The sequence below is a fragment of the Methanomassiliicoccaceae archaeon genome, from assembly GCA_034928305.1.
Lineage (GTDB): Archaea > Thermoplasmatota > Thermoplasmata > Methanomassiliicoccales > Methanomethylophilaceae > VadinCA11.
Window position 1 is genome coordinate 255,268 of record JAYFOZ010000001.1, and the last position, 17,072, is coordinate 272,339.

A 17,072-nucleotide genomic window follows, 5' to 3' on the forward strand; every position below is an offset into this window, starting at 1 on the left:
GGTTCATATACTATATGGTCGATGATTGTGTAAGAAGACATGAAATGCATCCCCCGACGCATCTAATGATCTTCCATCAGAGGCAGGGACAATTTTTCGCATCCCATCCAACCACCTTGCCTCTGTTTTCATTTTTCAATGTCATTGCAGCCTTTAAAAGAAAGGTCCTCTAGTTTGGAAATAGCCTCTTCGTTTCTTTTTTCTGCGGCCATTTTAAGATATTCGATAGCTCTTCCCATATCGCAATCCGTGCCGCAACCGTCCCTGTACATGTAGAATAAGGCCATCTGCGCCTGGTCGAACCCTCTGCAGGCGGCATCGGTTATCAGTATCAGGGCGGCAGCCATGTCCTGGGGGACGCCCTTGCCGTCCCTGTACATCAGGCCCATACGGTAAGTTCCGGCGGCAAGTCCGCCGTCCGATGCTATTTTGAACAGCTGGAATGCAACATCGAAATCGGCAATCCTCTGGCCGTCATTGTTTATGAAACCGTGCTCCAGCATGTCTCCGAGGGTCAGCGCAGCGCCTGGCGAACCGTTCTCGGCGCCCATTTTGAAGAATTCTACGGCCCTGTCCGCGTCCTTGTCGACGCCTATGCCGTTCAGATAGCATGCCCCGACCTCGAACGCGGCCTCGCAGTCCCCGGATTTGGCCGCTCTCTTGAGCTTCCACAGGCTTCCTTCGCGACCGAACATGGATGCCCATGGGCCTGGAATGCTAAATCAATTGCGCCGCACCTATGAGCAAAGGGTCATTCCTGCAGTTCATCGGAATATTTTTTGCTGATTCTCGAAAGGAATACGCTGAGCGCAAGTCCCAAGATAAGCGCCGCGAACCCTCCCAGCGCCTCGATCCAGGTGTCGGTCGCGGTCAAGGTGCTGTAAGCCACTATCAGTGTGGAACCCACTGTTAGGCCGAATATGAGATAATATGTCGATTTACGATAGGATCTGAGGGCCCATGTTACGATTTTTGCGAAGAGGACGAGCCCTACGACCAAACCTATCCCGAAAAGCACGATTACGACGATGTCGAAGTTTGTGAAGGAGTTGATCAGGGGTTTGTAAAGGCCCATCGCCAACAATATTGCGCTACCGCTGACTCCCGGAGCTATCTTGGAAGCGGCTATTATCAATCCTGTTACGATTAGCACGATATACATAATCGCTCCGTGGGCGATCTCCGTGTCGGCGCCTGTTTCCTCCACTGTACCGGCGAACATAAGCAGGACCGTTATGGCGATACCGGCTACTAGCGCGAGATAATTCAGAGCGGAACCTTTCTTTTCGTCCTCGCGCGTCATCTTGTAGACGTCAGGGAACTGCCCCACAATCAGTCCTGTGAAGAAGAACATGGCCGGGACCTCCAGATTTGCCAGAAGCCAGTCCAATCCGAAGGCGGTGACGATCATTCCGAGGCCCATGCCTCCGACGACGAAAAACAGGAACCTGAAATCAGTTCTCCATTTGTGGAAGATATCTCCGAGGTCCTCCATGAGTCTCTCGTATATTCCGAACACTACGGCCGCAACGCCTCCGCTGGCACCCGGAAGGATGCTCAGAACGCCTATGAACGCTCCAACAAGACCGTTCTTTATATCGGCGACCCTGCCCATGGAACAATGTCATCGAGTGTCTGTATATAATAAGGCGCAGGTGGAAAAACGCTGCGGAAATATCGATGGTCCGGCTCCCGGCCATTCGTTACAAACGGGAGAAGGAATTGAAAAACGGACGGTGCGCCCGCATGTGTATCGGTATTTTTGGTCTATCTTAGATATTTGCCTCATATTTTTCTAATTATAAATCATTTGTCGGTAAATTGATTTTAAATTAGACATTTGTCAAATTATTAATATATGATTAGACATTTGTCTAATTAGCCTCAATCGCAATGAATAGATTGATCGAAAATGAGGCGAACGGATGGAGGTTTAAGATGAAATTGGGAATAATGATCGCGATCGTCGCAGTTGCAATCACATCGGTGTCGCTCTTCCTTTTACCGGAGGTGTCAGCGGAAACCGCTGGAATACTGGCGGAGGATGCCGCGGGCGTACTGGACCATACCGATATGACGTGGGTGCTCGTAGCGACCATATTGGTATTCATGATGGCTCCCGCCTTGGCGTTGTTCTATGGAGGGATGCTCAGGAAGCAAAGCATGACCTCCACCATCGCCCAGTGCATTATGGGGGTCGCGCTGGTTTTCGTCATATGGGTGTTCGTAGGATACTCTTTGGCCTTCAGCGGGGACTTCGGCGGCTTCATAGGGGACCTGGGTTTCGCACTCATGTACAACGTACCGTACGATTCGAGTTCTTTGGGCCTGACGATACCCGATATGGAGTTCCTGATGTTCCAGGGAATGTTTGCAGGGGTGACCGCATGCATCGTGATCGGCGCCAGCGCAGAGAGGGCGAGGTTCTCGGCCATAATGCTGTTCCTGGCCCTCTGGTCCGTCCTGGTGTACGCCCCTATGGCGCATATGGTATGGGGAGGCGGGCTGCTCTCGACGGCGGGAGGCCATATCGTATCTCTCGATTACGCAGGAGGAACGGTTGTCCACATATGTGCGGGAATAACCGGCGTTGCGATCGCGATGGTCCTCGGAAAGAGGAGCAGCAGGACGATTAAGGACAGGCCTCACAGCATCCCCTGGATGTATCTCGGGGCAATACTGCTGTGGCTGGGATGGATCGGTTTCAACGGAGGGTCCGGGCTAGCGGTCAACGAGACATTGGTGATCGTCATCGCGACGACCATCATCAGCTCGATGGTCGCAATGCTGGCATGGGGCGCGGTGCAGGTGTTGCACGCGGGGCGCGTTAGCGTTTCGGGCATGTGCGCGGGCTTCCTGTCGGGATTGGTCGCCATCACTCCGGCATGTGCGTTCGTCAGTCCGGCGTCCGCCGCACTCATCGGCGCTGTGGCTGCGATCATATGCTACTTCGGAGTGATATTCATGAGAAAGAGATCGGGAGTGGACGATGCGCTGGACGTGTTCGGGATACACGGCATCGGAGGCATATGGGGGGCGATCGCCACAGGCATATTCGCATCTTCCATGCTGACCGACACTCCCGGGCTCATCGACGGAGGGGTCGATCTGTTCGCGGGGCAGCTGGTAGCCGTAGGGTTCACGCTGGCGTACTGTTTCGCAGTCTCCTTCGTGATAATGAAGGCCATTTCCCTCGTGATGAGGATACGTTACACCGAGGACGAGGAACTGATAGGCGGAGATATCGCAGAGCACGGAGAGTCTGCGTACAACTGAGGTGATGACATGAAAATGATAGTGGCGATAATCCGCCCGGAAAGGCTCCAGAACGTAAAGGATGCGCTCAGGTGCAACGGCATAATGGGCATGACAATGGTCCAGGTGAAGGGAAGAGGTTCCCAATCGGGGATAAACATCTCCACCAGGACCGGAATCTTTCGTGTGGACGAGATAGAGAAGGTCATGCTGGAGATAGTCGTGGAGGACGACCAGAAGCAACTGACCATAGATACCGTAAAGGAGGCTGCGCTGACGGGACACATAGGCGACGGGCGCATATTCGTAATACCGGTCGAAGAATCGATAAAAGTTCACGATGAATGAGCGGCGATTTCCTCCAAACCACTTACAACCTTTTAAAAATAATCCGGCCCCCGCGGGCCGGATTTCCCGGGCGCGACCGAAGCCGCCGGTCAATGCGCCCGGGCAAACATACTGCGGTCCGACACAATAGGATACAGGGACGACCGTCATCATGGTCGGCCCCCGTCCGACGATGGGCGCGGTCAGTCGTCTATAAGTTCGTCGGAGTCCCTTTCAGTGAAGCGTACGCAGTTGGCATGGACATGCTTCGCCCGGGACTTGGACAGCATACCCAGTTCCAGCCAAGTGGCGTTTATGACGCCGGAGGGCACAAGACATGTTGACGATGAAGCAGAACATATCTCGGGGTCGTAAACCCTGCTGCCGTGCCAGTCCGTGACATCTTTGACCGTGACGATATTGCCGAGCTTCTCGGCGTATTCCCTAATGTGCATGCAATCTGTGGCGATATGGATGTCGAGGTCCCCGTCTTCTCTGAGTTTCGCGGTGATTTTGTGCTTCTTATCACAGAATGCCATATCGACGATCACGGTAGCCATGTCGCTCGGAACGGCATGTGAGTACAAAAAACATTCTCGTTACGTTATGTTGCCAAACTATTATTGCAACCGTTGAATTTCGACCTCAAGGAAGCGGGCTTACGCGGCCTTTTTTAAAGTAAAGAGAAAAGGGAACAATATGTCTCGCGGACAATACGAATTGGAAGCAAATTATCGAAAAAGAATTGGTTTGTTATGTGGTATTTTTGTAGATTACGATCCTTGAATATGACTGGTAAATTTCACTCGCTCATCGGTGTTCCATATAGTGTATATACACTATAATTATATAGCCGCGGGCACATCCTTATGAATATGGCTTCTGGAATTCTTGGCATAATTGCGTGTCCAATGCTCGAGGACGAGTTGATATACTCTGTGAAGAACGACTCTGAACCAAAGATGGTATATGTTTTGGACACTAAGCATTGTGGAAATTTAAAGACAAAATTAAATGGAGAGGGAGTGCCCTACGAAGTCCTTTCAGAAACCGATTTTGATCTAGGTAGAGTAAAAATCAATGAAGATTCTTTCAACATAGTCATAAAGATGAATGATCTGGGACTTCATGCCGAGCCCAAGGACCTTAGGGCCCTTGTAGAGAAGCAGATTGCAGAGATACAGTCCGATGTCGATGCATTGGGCATTTATTATGGACTTTGTGGAAACATAGGTTGGGATCTTTCTGTCTGGTGTAAAAGTATGGGGTATAAACCTACAGAAGTTTTCCGTGATTTTGAAGGGCACGTCTGTGATGATTGCATAGGGGTGTGCGTAGGCGGCGGTCCGAGATATCTAGACCTTGTGAAAAAATATACGGGGATGCTTTATGCTACTCCGGCCACAGCCTCCAATTGGAGGGACGCTCTTGGCGCGGGGGTCGCGGGCGACTATAAAAAGATAATAAAATCCATGAACAGTATCGATTCCCTCCGGGAATTAGGAATTAATACGCCCGAGGAGTACATGAAGTGGCTTTTAAATGTCTGCGGGTACAAGAATATTTTGAAGATAGATAGCGGTCTGGCAGATATGGATGAATTCGATAAGAATTTGGAAGAAATGTCAAACAATTTGGAACTAAAAATCAAAGAAGCAGAGCCAGGATGGGCGACCCTTCAACCCGCTGAGGACATATATGCCGCATGCAAGAGAAATATGAGGTCATGAGGCATCCGATTCAAGGGGCGTTCGACTAATTTTTTAGTAGTGAATACCTCAAAGATGGATGTATGAGTCAGAGTTAACAGCGATTGACAAATTGTTAACCCATGTTAATATCCCGACGTGACCAAACGGGCCAAATTACAATGTTTTTATTGCTAGATGTTAACATTACGTAATATCTGATTTATGTGCAATCGTCGGAACAGGCATCCTCTACTTTTAGCAGTATATCTGTGAGTGCGATTAAGTTCGATTCACCGGTGGACGATTTTATATATTCTTGAGCTTCGAGCCACAATGTTTCTGCAAAATCTAATTTCTCCCTACCGAGATCTGTCAACAAAAGTTGTCTTTTTCGCACTCCCGTTTCGGAAATATCGGAAACATAGCCGCTATCTTCAAGCGATTTTAAATTTCTAACCAGAGTAGTTCTGTCTAATTGACATCTGATTGCCAATTGGCTGACTGTGACAGGAGCTAACGTAGTGAGGTGTTCCATCAGTGAGAATTGCGAAACACTTATTCCGCTCGGCGATAAGTATTTGTTATATGTTTTTGTGATAGCATTCGAGGCTCTGCGCACCTTTGAGCAATGACATATATTTTCTTCCATACAATCTCCTTTGCTAATGAAATCAGAGATTGAATAATTTTTCCTTCATTGCAGATATTAATCAAGACAATTCGATACTTGAACTCCGCCCACTTGCATCTTCTTCGTCATCTGACCTTGAAGCCCTCGAAGGCCGGAATTCTATCTCCGTCCTATAGTATCCTAAGCCGTTGCCTTTTTTTCGAATGCCTCTCGTTCATCTCTCTTTTTGCTATGCTCTATTTCTTCAGAAGGGGCTTTACTCTCGAATGGGAACCGCAAGGGAGCGACCTGAGTTGCCTATCAGACAAAGGAAGAAAAGGAACGATGTCCCGCGGACGATACGGAATCGAAGATAAAGCACCGAAAAAAGAGTCGACCGGTTCGCCATTTATATCTGCCACCGCCCGGCTTTGGTTCTAGTTTTCAATATTCATCCGATATGCGGCATATGATGCACTCAAAAAGAGAAGGTTGCACCGTCAAAAGTGTCCAGATATAGGAAAATAAGTGCAGCCGCCGGGATTCGAACCCGGGCGACGAGCTTGGAAGGCTCGAATCCTAACCAGCTAGATTACAGCTGCACCAGGTTCCCTTAATTTTTCACTGGTATATAATCATGATGTAAGGTCCGTCCGTTTTAGGCCTCGTTCATCGTCCCCGGTCCGCGGGCACCGGACACGCGGCAAAGAGCCAGCCGGAATAGCGGTCAGGCTTCGTATTCTTCTCCTCTGCCTACTTTTATTTACTGAATCCTTCATACCATTCCGATGGGTTCAGGGCCGGTATTCCAGAGTTCCTCCGATTTAGCGATGTGGAGAAGGCTTTCGGGGTCTGGGTCTGCTAAGTTTGCACTCGGGAAGAAAGGCGACGCGGCCGAAGCGGTCGCCAATGAGGTGCTAGCCTCCAAAGGCTCCGTGAATTCCGCGGTACTTGTCAGGCTCATGGACACCCTCTTCGATGGGGGCAGCGGACGCCTCGCGTCCATCCTGCCGGATATGGTAGCAAAGCGTCGCTCTACAGACTGCGCCCCGGCGCTGGAGGCGGCGGTCCTCTATCAGAGGATGGGCGATTCCGAGATGGCCGCCGAGATGTTCGAAACAGTCCGTGACGGGCTGGATATACCTCTCAGGAGCAGCGTCCACGCACGGTTGCTGTTGGACAGGGGGGATAAGCCGTCGGCGAAGAAGGTCCTGTTGCACGGCAGGTGCAGCGACCCCCTCGATCAGCGCATCTATAAACTTCTGGAGGAGGCCGACCCGGCCGGCGGGTGGATGTTCTATAGAAATATAGAGCTGCTTTACGCGGGAAGGTCCACCGTGGCATGCGGGGCCGAAGAGGAAGATACCCCCCAGCGGAGATTATATCACATCTATTCGGACTGGTTCGGCGGCGCTCGCGATGCCGCGACCGATGCGCTGGTAGGCTCGAAAGAGTACAGCGCTAAGTATTCCGATTACATGCTCGCTGCCGCCCGGATGGCCGCGGACGAAAAGGATTGGTTTTCGGCCGAGGTCCTATATGACGGTCTCGTGAAACAAGGCTGCACTCATATCACATGCGAGGCCGCCCGGGTGTGCCTGAACGGCGGAAAGATCGACAAGGCGCTTTCTTTATACAGGGACGCCGAGGCGTCCGACCCGCATTCTCCAATGGTGATGGAGGGCCTTACCGACGTATACACCAAGATGGGCCGCAGAGACGACGCCGCCCAATGTATGCTCGATTTTCTGGACACCGAGAGGGCGGACCTCGACGCATACCTCATCTGCGCCGAGCGGCTCGTCTCCGGCTCCATGAACGCTCATGCGGAGCCAGTGGTCAGAAAGATCCTGATGAATTATCCCGAGAATACAAAGGCCAATATTCTCAAGTCCAAGAACGACGCGGTCAAAGGAGACTACCCCGGGGCCCTGGACGCCGCGACGGCAGCCGTCAAATCGGACCCCAAGGACCCGGACGCCCGCCTTCAGCGCGCAAAAGTACTCTTCTCTATGAGTAGGTCGGAAAAGGCCATGAAGGAGGCTCAGGCGGCGCTCAAACTTTCCCCGTCCGACACAAGCATCATGGTGTTGATCAAGGACATATACGCCGCGCAGGGGAATAACCGCGCATCTCTGGAGATGTGCGAGAGGATACTCAAGCTGGACCCCGAGAATGCCGACATAATGCTGGATTCGTCGGAGGTTATGATGGCGATGGGCGATACCGAAGGCTCCCTCTCGTCATATCGCAAGGCGATCAGGGCCGACCGCAGGCCGGAGAATTTTATCACTGTAGTGGAATCCCTTATCAGGGACGGCATGTACAAAGAGGCCGCCCTTTTGTGCGAGGAGATGGATGCGGAATATGGCAGCATAGCGCTGGTCCGCAGGCTCAGGGGCAATGCCGAATATTCCCTCGGGGAATACCTGAAAGCATCCGTCTCGTTCGCCGCCGCCGCCGCTGCGGATCCGTTCTCGCCGGTAATTTGGCACTCCAAAGGCATGGCCGATGAGGCCGCCGGAGACCTGGACTCGGCCGAGGAAGCCTACAACCGTGCGGTGCTTATGGACCTGGACGAACCGGAGTTCTGGATGTCCAAAGCCTCTGTGCAGGAGAAGAAGGGAGACCTTCACGGGGCGATCGAATCGCTGAACCGCGCCATAGAGCTGAATCCGGAAAGCGCATATGCACTTGTGAAAAAGGGAATGATATTTGCCCGCGCGGGAAAGTACAAGGAAGCTCTCTACTTTATCGATATGGCGATCATGGTAGATGTCTGGGACAAAGATATCTATGTTGTAAAGAAGGAAATATGCATGCACGCCGGGATGTACGAAGAGGCCATCGGCGTATGTTCGGACATATCCATCATCGACCCCAAGGATACATATGCGATAACCGATGCGGCGGACTGCATGATGAAACTGGGAAACCGCAGCGGTGCCCTTTCATTCATAAATTCCAAGCTCGCCAAGGACCAGTCGTCGATTCCTCTGTTGCTGTCCAGAAAAATCATTCTCACGTCCATGGGCAACTATCCGGAGCTAATTGCGACATGCTACCGCATACTCGAAAAAGACCCGAAGAACCGTGCCGTCAAGAACGACTTAGCCCATGCGTTCCTCTCCAACGGCGATAAGGTCTCCGCCGAAAAGATATTCGCCGAGCTCGAAGAAGAGGCCGAAGCCGTTGCGAAGGTTGCAAAGGAACCTGTAGCCAGCGCTGCGGAAGAAAAACCAGAGGCAGAGGAGGTCGATGATTCCGATGACGACAAGGCGCTTTTCGACATCGCTAACTCGCTTTATTCCACCGGCGATCTGAGAGGCGCGGCGAGGATGGCGGACCGCGCTCTGGAACTGGAGCCCGGAAATACGGAATATGTCCTTTTCAGGTCGGAGGTGTATTCCGCCGACGGTGACGTCAGAGGTGCTGAGGCCGTAGTGGCCGAAGGCCTTAGGATATCGCAGGAAGACCCGGTCCTCTGGGAAAAGGACGGGGACCTAAGGTCTTCGCTCGGCGACATACCCGGCGCGCTCGCAGCCTATCAGAACGTAATGAAGTATGCGGACGGCGGAAACTGCACCGTATACATCAAACACGGGGACCTAAGGTCCAAGATCGGCGACGTAGAGGGCGCAATATCCGATTATTCGATAGCAGTATCGAAATGCGGCTCCGATAACACCGCACGCAACCGTCTTGCATCGGCACATTATATGAACGGAGACATAAAAGATGCCGACAAGGTCGTCGATACCGTGCTCTCTGAGGAGCCCGACAATTCCGAGGCGCTTGTTACCAAGGCAAGGATATTCTCCGAGCGCCGCAACCAGCCCGGTGTGCTGGAGATGTACAAGAGGCTTCTCAGGACCAGTAACCCGGACCCGAAGCTCCTGGAGGAGATGTCCGACATACTTTCAAGGAGCGGCCGTTCCCAGGAGGCCACGGTCCTGTCCCAGAGGGCCGCGACCAAGTCAGACACGGAAGGAGATGAGGAAATGGCTCCTGACTCTGTCAAAAGATATGCGGAGAGACTGTTGCGCAGGGCGTACGTAAGCAAGCGCTCACTGGACGATCCGGGCATAGAAAACATGCTGGAACTCGACCAGGCGACGTCCGAGGCCGTGATGTCATATCTGTCAGATATAACCGATTACGGAGAGATCATTCCTGGAACACCGGAGTTCTTCAGGATGGAGGAGCTTTCTCACAGCGCAGTGATAAGGGCGGCCCTTACAGACATAGATACCGATCCCATCATCACCATACCTTGCGCGTTCGTGGCCGGAGGTGCCAAAGACGCGGACGAGGCAAAGATCCTGGTTTCATACATTTATTCAGCCATTAACGGAAAGATGAGCATCGAGATGCTGTCCGACGATGTTAAGAACCTGGCTTCGAAAACTGCAACCGACATGTCAGTTTTCGACATAATGAAGGAGCACGAACTCGGAGTATATAGTGCCAGAGCAGTTAAGTTGCTCAGTAATTCATCATCTGGGACTTCATGAACTCGCGCATAAGCGTTGTTGCATAGTTGCCCTTGGGGAGCGAGAACTCTGCATCGTAATAGTCCTGGCCCATGGAATATCCTATGTCTTCTATGGGACACAGTATCTCGCGCCTGCTGCCTCTGGAACTGCATCTGGGAAGTCCGGGTACTATAAAATCCGAAGCTTTGAGTTTTTCTTCTTCCAGTACGGAAGATTCGATCTCTCCCATCTCTCCGTCCTGCGTAACGCTGTCGCTTCCAAACAATGTTATTGAAACGAAGGCCCGCCTGGACCTAACCTGTGCGGCCACAAGGTCTAGATTTTTCGGTGTGGCACATACGGGATGATCGTGATCCGGCGTGCCTTCAGCCGAAATAGGGATGACGACATCGCCGGTAACCGGTAGGTTGAGAGGCAACCCCTTTCCCATTCTTTTGCTGAGCATCATGTTGAAAAGATATGACTGATAAGCGTGGACAAGCATCATTTGCAGGTTGTTCGGCAGAATCCCGATCGCACCAACCCAGTCGCCTGGTGCCTCTATAAGGTGTCCGACCATGGACTTCTCGAATCCCATTGATTCGGGCATGATTTTTATGAGCGAATTCCAGTCATCACGATGTGCCAGCTCTTCCCTTGCAAGTGAAACTTCCTCATTCTCAAACTCAGAAGGCGCCGCCAGATAGGTTCTCACCGCGCTCTCGATGTTGCCGCGAACAAGTTGCTCCCCCACAAGGTGGGTGACCGGTCGGACGACCCCGAACCGCTGAACTCCGAAATAATTGGGAAAACCTCCGGCCGCGCGGACGTCAGATATCACGCTGTCCAATGTGCCAGGTATATCTTCTATCGGCATCTGGGAATCTTTGACCCTTATCGAGAAACGGTTTCCTATAAGGTCGCCGATCTTCATAGGACGTTTGGACCTGTATACATCTGATATTTCAAGGTCTTTCAGGCCAATGGTCTCTAGCCTGTCGGGGGAGCATTCGAAGGACATAAGCTGTGATGTGATGGCACGTTTGTCTTTCGTTCCCGCGAAACCTATTTTCTCGCGTGAAATGCCCAGGCTTCTCGATAGGAGGCGTACCATGCGGTTGGTCTCCCAATTGGTGCTTGTGACCTTTGCGATGGTAAATTTTCCATTCGGGTCTTCCGGCGGACCCTGGGATATCTCCGTTACAAGGAAATCTTCCGGGAGGACCTTAATGCGGCCCCCTGTTCCTTCGGCGCCGCTCAGATAGTAGAGCATACCGATTTTCGTCTCGTCGGTATTACAGGGCCTGTAGCTCATCTTAAGAAACGATCTCCGAGAAGTATCCGGCGACGTTGTCCGCCGCCTTCTTCACGGCTGCCAGAGCATCGCCCTTTCTGACCTTTACAAAAAGCTTCGCGTCATCCAGGTCCGGGTGCTGCTCCTCATACCTCACGATGAGAACATCCTTGTTGTCGTACAGGGCATTCATGAGTGGCTGTAAAAGTGTCATGTCTGCTTCTTTGAGTCCGATGGTGACTGAATCTTCGGTCTTCTCGGCAACATAGGTCTTCATGCGCTCCCCAACCTTCACTCATATCTTAAACTTTGTGTGCCCGAAACGCAGTTAAACCAATCCGTTCGAATCATGCTCTTGCAGAGCATATATGTCTGCGAGCTCCGAATACGTCGTGCATTCGGTCGGGTCTTTGTCGTCACGCACCCTTCCCGTGAAACGGGGGAACCTTATTCCAAGTCCGGAATCGTCCTTGGCGTAACCTACGGCCGCCGTGTGTATGGGGCTTATGCTTATCTCTGCGCCTGTGACCTCAAGGACCATGTACGGGTCGAACCAGACGTCCGGTATCATCTGCGCGTCCACAGACGGGGGCCTATCCTGGCTGATGTAAGGTTCAAGCATCTTGGGCAGCTTTTCCAGGAACTCGTCGTCGAACCCCGTGCCAAGTTTGCAGGCAGTGCCGAACCGGTCGGCGTCCTGGTCGTAGGCGGCCATGAGCAGCGCCCCGTACTTTCCCGCTCTCTTGCCCATCCCGTAGAAAGCACCTACCACGGCAAGATCGAAGGAATCTACCAAAGCCTGCTGGTAATCTTTCTTGTATTTTATCCACAGGAATCCTCTGGACCCGGCCCTGTAAACGGAATCTTCGGAGATGGATTTGGCCATTATCCCCTCGCATCTTGCCGTAACGGCCTCATCGAAGAACTTCTGTCCCTCCTCGGGGGAAGATATTATCTTCATCGCGGTCATCTGGATATTATCGGAAATTTTGAAATTCGATTCGATCGACGAGCGCCTCTCGAGGTACGTTTCGGAGGTCATGTCCTTTCCGTCGGCGTATAGCATGTCGAACATGAACATACGGACCGGATAATCCTTTACGGCGTCGGAAATGCCATGTTTCTTCCTGCGGTGGGTGACCTCCTGGAATGGCAGCATGTTCCCCGTTTGGGTGTCGACGGCGACGCATTCCCCCTCGACTATGGCCTCATCGATTTTGCAGCGCTCTCTAAGAGAAAGCGCTACGTCCGGGAAGTTAGGCGTAAGGTCCTCCAGCCTTCTGGAGTACAGCTTCACCGAATCCTTCGTTATGTGCGCTTGTACTCTGATGCCGTCGTACTTGTATTCCATCGCGCATTTTCCGCCGAGCCTTTCAACAACCTCGGGGATCGAGCGCAATCTCTCCGCAAGCATGACCTTCAAAGGGCTGCCTACGCTTACTTCGATCTTCCGTACGGCATCCATTCCGCCCTTATCTATGGTTTTGGCTACAAGGCCCAGATCGCAAGTTATGTTGAATGCCCTCTCTATCTCGGGCCTGTCCTCCTTGCTGGCGAACGCTTCCGCCAGAGCATCCAGGATAGTCATGGTCCCCGCGCCGACCCTCATCCTGCCGGTTACTATCCTGCAAAGGTATCTGGCCTCTATCGGATTGGAATCATGAAGCATATTGGACAGGATCTTTGTTTTTTTATCCTGGGAATCCCTTCCTTCCGCGTTCTCTATCGCAGTCAGACTTTTGACGACCCTGTCCAGGGTGAGGGGGTCTGAGAACAGGGTCATCTGTTTTTTATCCTTCACCAGTTTCTCGGCCGCTGTACCAGGGTCCCCCTCCTTGACCACCATGTCGACTATCTTCGACTCCTTCATACCGACGGTCGCCGCAATCGCTTTGATGACAAGTTTATCGGACATGCCCAGCACCATCGGGTGGAAGTCAGGGTGCAGCTTCCCTTGGGAAAGATACACCACATAGGGGATATCATCGGAATCTACATTCTTCAGGAACCCGGCCAGTATCGATGTCATTTCAAGACGGCTCGGCTCGGCCTCTATTCGGTCGAACGTTCCGGCGAGCTCCGAGAAAAGCATATCACCTTCATATCGGAGAAACTATTAATCGTTTTCAAAAATCGACAAGACGGGTCTGCCCCCGATCGTTATTCGGAGGCACGTGTTCTTTAAGCGTCCTGCTGAGCCCCTCGAGCCGTGTGCGCATGAGCTCCTCCTTCTTTTTGCTCGACCTCTCGAACACCTCGTCGACGGTTCCGCGTGCGACCAGAACATATACTTCTCCGTCGCCGCTCCTTCCCGTGCGCCCCCTCCTCTGGATCGTCCGTATTTCCGAAGGCACCGGCTCGTAGAATATCACCGCGTTGGTGCTGGCCACGTCCAGCCCCTCTTCGCCTACGGATGTGGACACAACTACGTTGAAAACTCCCGAATGGAAGTCGCTGAGCACATTCATCTGCTCCTTCTGTTTCAAACCGCCCCGTGATTGTCCGATGAGCTTTCCCACCCTCGCCCCCGGAATAGTGGAAAGTTTTTCGATGAGCATGTCGCAGGTGTCGCGATACTGGGAGAAAACAATGATCTTCGACCCCTCGGAAGAATTAAGCACCTGGCTCACGATGCTCATGACCCTTGAGATCTTAGGGTGCTCGACAGGCGACGTTACGGCGATATGTGCCATATCTTTGAACTCTTTTAGTTCGATAAGCTCTTTTGTTCCCTTGCTGGCACTTGCTTTTTTCGCTTCGCTGTCTATCTTAAGCAGATATGCACGCAGCGCGCTCATGCCCTGGGTCTCGGCAAGGCTCACGGCATGGAGAAGCTTGAGGCATATCGCCTGTACGGTCAGTCCTCTGAACACGACCGCCGTCTTTTCCCCGCGTGCGAGCCTCCTCTGGAGGGTCTCGCCCACGACCAGGAGGTGTTTGGTAGAAGGAGGCCAGTTCGGGTCGAAAAGACCGAGGTGCGTAAGCTCGATTATGTAATGGTCCAGCATGCCCTGCAGAAGAGATATGATGCTGACAAGGTCCTTCGGCATGCTTACCTCTATTCTTTTCACATATGTGTCGAAAACATAAGGCGAAACATCGGGATCTTCATCGCTGCGGATATCGATACGGGTAAGTTCCAGATTTCTGCAGATCTCCGCTATTCTGTTCAGATCTCCGCTCGGGGAGGCGGTCATACCCATCGAAAGTATTCGTTCGCCGCAGTGCTTTGCCACAGTGACGTAAGCATAGTTTCCCGTTCCTCTGTGGGCCTCGTCGTAGATGATGAGGCCGAAGTCCCCAAGGTCATACCTGCCGTTCTCCAGGTCGTTGGCTATGGTCTGCGGGGTCGAGACCATCAGGTCGCATTCTTTCATCATGGCGGTCCGAACATCCGGCTTCGTGTTGCCGTTAACGATTCCGACCTTGGTCCCGACCAGGTTCTCTTCGAAGAATGCCCCGTGCTGGTCCGTCAGAGGTTTTGTGGGCGCGACCATCAGAACCTTTTCCCCGCGCTCCAGTACGCACGCCGCAACATACAGCGCCACGATGGTCTTTCCTAGGCCGGTGGGCAGGACTATCAACGTGTTTGCGCCCAGACAGCCTTTCGCCATAGTTATCTGGTACTCTCTTTCCTCTATTTTTCCGGCGGCTATCCTGGGATGGGAGAGATATTTCATTCTGTCACAGAATAAGATGGGTCAGGATAAAAGGATAACAGGGAGGTGTCCGAAAGTGGTATGCAACAATATTCTGCACGCCTTCCTAAAATAAGGGGGCGGGGCGTTGAACGCCCCTTGGGGTTTAGTGGCAGCTGCCGCCGCAGGACGAGCATCCGCTTGCATTGGGGTCGCGGATGGTGAGCCCGGTCCCGAAGTTCGGGTCATCGATAAACTCGATGACGCATTCCTTCAGGGGATCTGCGGTCTCGTTGTCGTAGTACATCTTGAAAGCTTCGGCCGAGGTGTCTACGATGTCGCCCTCCGCTTCCTTCTCCTGGAAGGACATTCCGAACTGAGGTCCGGAGCAAGCGAAACCGGCGAGGTAGATCTTGATGCCATAGCCCGTCTTGTTGTTTTTGTCCATAAGATCAACTATGAACTTTTCAGCTTCTGGGGTTATTTTTACCATTTGATCGCTCCTTGAATCTTATCGAGGTATATAATTCAATCATAGTACTTAACGATTGTTACTCACTCTATATTGACATCGAACAGCTTCGCGAACTCCCTTAAAGCGTAAGACTGCGATCTGGTGAGTGCCATATATGAGCCGATAAGCATGGCCTCCAATATCTCGTCCCTGGTAGCGCCCGCCTGTATGGCGTGCTCGGCCTGCACCTTGATGCAGTATTCGGCGCCCTCGGCCGATGCGGCGGAAACGGCGCACAGGAACCTGGTCTTCTTTTCCATGACCCCTCGGCCTTCCAGGGCGGATCTCCCCAGGTTAGCCACGGGCACGAAAAGGTCTGGACGTTCGGAAAGGACCTGATTGATTAGAGGTATAGAGCCGTACTGTTTCTTTATCGCCGCTAATATCTTATCTGTTATCTCCCTCTGTTTGGGATCTTCTTCCATGTACTTTTGTAGAACATGGTTGTAAAAATAGCTGTCGCAGGAAGCGGAGAGCCAGATAAACTAACTGTACTTTTTCTGTTATATTTCGTCATCCAACAATTTTTCTGCACGCCCCGATGAAAGGGGCCAAAGGAGAAAACAGGTATGGAAAACGACGAAGGGCTTCGGGAGATGTTCAGGAAAGTTGGGAAGGAGCACGGATATGAGACAGTGAACGCGGAATTTACCCCGTTCAAGGAGTTCAAGGTACGCTGGCAGCGCTCTTACAAATGGGCGGATTTCAAGGTATCTGATTACATGGCCGATGCGCCCTCCGAGGTCCTCGAGGGGTTGGCATCGACGCTTTTCGCAAGGATATGCGGAAAAGGGGACCCTGACTTTTCGGAGGAGATGTGCAAATGGGTGACGTCCCCGGACTTTTCGAAGTACAAGCAACCGATATTCTTGAGAAGAAGCAGGAACCTCTCAAGGTCCGGACAGGGCGAGCACAGAAACCTGGACGCCTGTTATCAGAGGCTGATCGATGCCGGCCTTGTGGAGAACGACCCGGAGATCTTCATGTCATGGACGAAAGAGCCCAACGTGCGGAAGGTCGGATACTGCTCGGTGCTCATGAAGGTGGTAGCAGTATCTTCTGCACTGGACAATTCGGAGATCCCGGATTTTGTTGCGGACTATGTGATGTACCACGAGCTCTGCCACATCTTGATCGGCTTTGACCCGTCCTCCGAAAAGCACGGGAGCGAGTTCGCAGAGCTGGAATCCAAATATCCGAGACAGAAGGAAGCCGAAGACTGGCTTAGGAGGTTGTGTATGTATCTATAAGAAGAACTCCCGGGGGCG

At 52.3% G+C, this 17,072-nt stretch carries 14 protein-coding genes and 1 tRNA gene; 5 read left to right on the forward strand and 10 right to left on the reverse strand.

The features are described from left to right. Nucleotides 1–128: 128 nt before the first annotated feature. Nucleotides 129–695, reverse strand: coding sequence for a tetratricopeptide repeat protein (locus tag VB016_01425; GenBank protein MEA4977200.1), 567 nt, complete (start codon nt 693–695; stop codon nt 129–131). A gap of 56 nt (nt 696–751) precedes the next feature. Next, nucleotides 752–1,615 (reverse strand): DUF368 domain-containing protein, encoded by an 864-nt coding sequence (locus VB016_01430; protein ID MEA4977201.1) that lies wholly within the window; start codon nt 1,613–1,615, stop codon nt 752–754. A gap of 323 nt (nt 1,616–1,938) precedes the next feature. On the opposite strand from VB016_01430, the gene VB016_01435 reads away from it, so the two are divergent. After that, complete coding sequence (locus tag VB016_01435; protein MEA4977202.1) at nt 1,939–3,276, forward strand: ammonium transporter; 1,338 nt, start codon at nt 1,939–1,941, stop codon at nt 3,274–3,276. Nucleotides 3,277–3,285: 9 nt separating this feature from the next. Continuing rightward, the gene (locus VB016_01440; protein ID MEA4977203.1) at nt 3,286–3,603 is read left to right on the forward strand and encodes a P-II family nitrogen regulator; all 318 of its coding nucleotides are present in this window, start codon (nt 3,286–3,288) and stop codon (nt 3,601–3,603) included. Nucleotides 3,604–3,785: 182 nt separating this feature from the next. Here the strand turns inward: VB016_01440 and VB016_01445 are convergent, their stop codons facing one another. After that, the gene (locus VB016_01445) at nt 3,786–4,142 is read right to left on the reverse strand and encodes a hypothetical protein (protein MEA4977204.1); all 357 of its coding nucleotides are present in this window, start codon (nt 4,140–4,142) and stop codon (nt 3,786–3,788) included. A gap of 315 nt (nt 4,143–4,457) precedes the next feature. Here VB016_01445 and VB016_01450 point away from each other — a divergent pair, with 315 nt between their 5' ends. After that, entirely contained in the window at nt 4,458–5,312 is an 855-nt protein-coding gene (locus VB016_01450; protein ID MEA4977205.1) for a DUF1638 domain-containing protein, read from the forward strand. 1,100 nt (nt 5,313–6,412) lie between these two features. On the opposite strand, the gene VB016_01455 is transcribed toward VB016_01450, so the two are convergent. Further along, nucleotides 6,413–6,485 (reverse strand) — tRNA-Gly (locus VB016_01455). Between the two features lie 186 nt (nt 6,486–6,671). On the opposite strand from VB016_01455, the gene VB016_01460 reads away from it, so the two are divergent. Beyond that, entirely contained in the window at nt 6,672–10,397 is a 3,726-nt protein-coding gene (locus VB016_01460; GenBank protein MEA4977206.1) for a tetratricopeptide repeat protein, read from the forward strand. Here the strand turns inward: VB016_01460 and truD are convergent. The 6 genes from truD to VB016_01490 form a co-directional block, all read right to left on the reverse strand. Continuing rightward, nucleotides 10,369–11,673 carry a tRNA pseudouridine(13) synthase TruD gene (gene truD, locus VB016_01465; GenBank protein ID MEA4977207.1) on the reverse strand — a complete coding sequence of 435 codons (1,305 nt, stop codon included), beginning with the start codon at nt 11,671–11,673 and terminating at the stop codon, nt 10,369–10,371. The genes VB016_01460 and truD overlap by 29 nt on opposite strands. 1 nt (nt 11,674) lies before the next feature. Continuing rightward, nucleotides 11,675–11,929, reverse strand: coding sequence for an RpoL/Rpb11 RNA polymerase subunit family protein (locus VB016_01470; protein MEA4977208.1), 255 nt, complete (start codon nt 11,927–11,929; stop codon nt 11,675–11,677). Nucleotides 11,930–11,980: 51 nt separating this feature from the next. Beyond that, complete coding sequence (locus VB016_01475; protein ID MEA4977209.1) at nt 11,981–13,744, reverse strand: ATP-dependent DNA ligase; 1,764 nt, start codon at nt 13,742–13,744, stop codon at nt 11,981–11,983. A 34-nt stretch (nt 13,745–13,778) separates the two neighbouring features. Next, a complete protein-coding gene (locus VB016_01480; protein ID MEA4977210.1) occupies nt 13,779–15,332 on the reverse strand; it encodes a helicase-related protein in 1,554 nt (517 codons plus the stop codon). Between the two features lie 124 nt (nt 15,333–15,456). Continuing rightward, nucleotides 15,457–15,783, reverse strand: coding sequence for an iron-sulfur cluster assembly accessory protein (locus VB016_01485; protein MEA4977211.1), 327 nt, complete (start codon nt 15,781–15,783; stop codon nt 15,457–15,459). Between the two features lie 62 nt (nt 15,784–15,845). Continuing rightward, the gene (locus tag VB016_01490; GenBank protein MEA4977212.1) at nt 15,846–16,229 is read right to left on the reverse strand and encodes a carboxymuconolactone decarboxylase family protein; all 384 of its coding nucleotides are present in this window, start codon (nt 16,227–16,229) and stop codon (nt 15,846–15,848) included. A gap of 144 nt (nt 16,230–16,373) precedes the next feature. Between VB016_01490 and VB016_01495 the strand changes: the two genes are divergently transcribed. Then, nucleotides 16,374–17,054 carry a M48 family metallopeptidase gene (locus VB016_01495; protein ID MEA4977213.1) on the forward strand — a complete coding sequence of 227 codons (681 nt, stop codon included), beginning with the start codon at nt 16,374–16,376 and terminating at the stop codon, nt 17,052–17,054. The last annotated feature ends 18 nt before the right edge of the window (nt 17,055–17,072 follow it).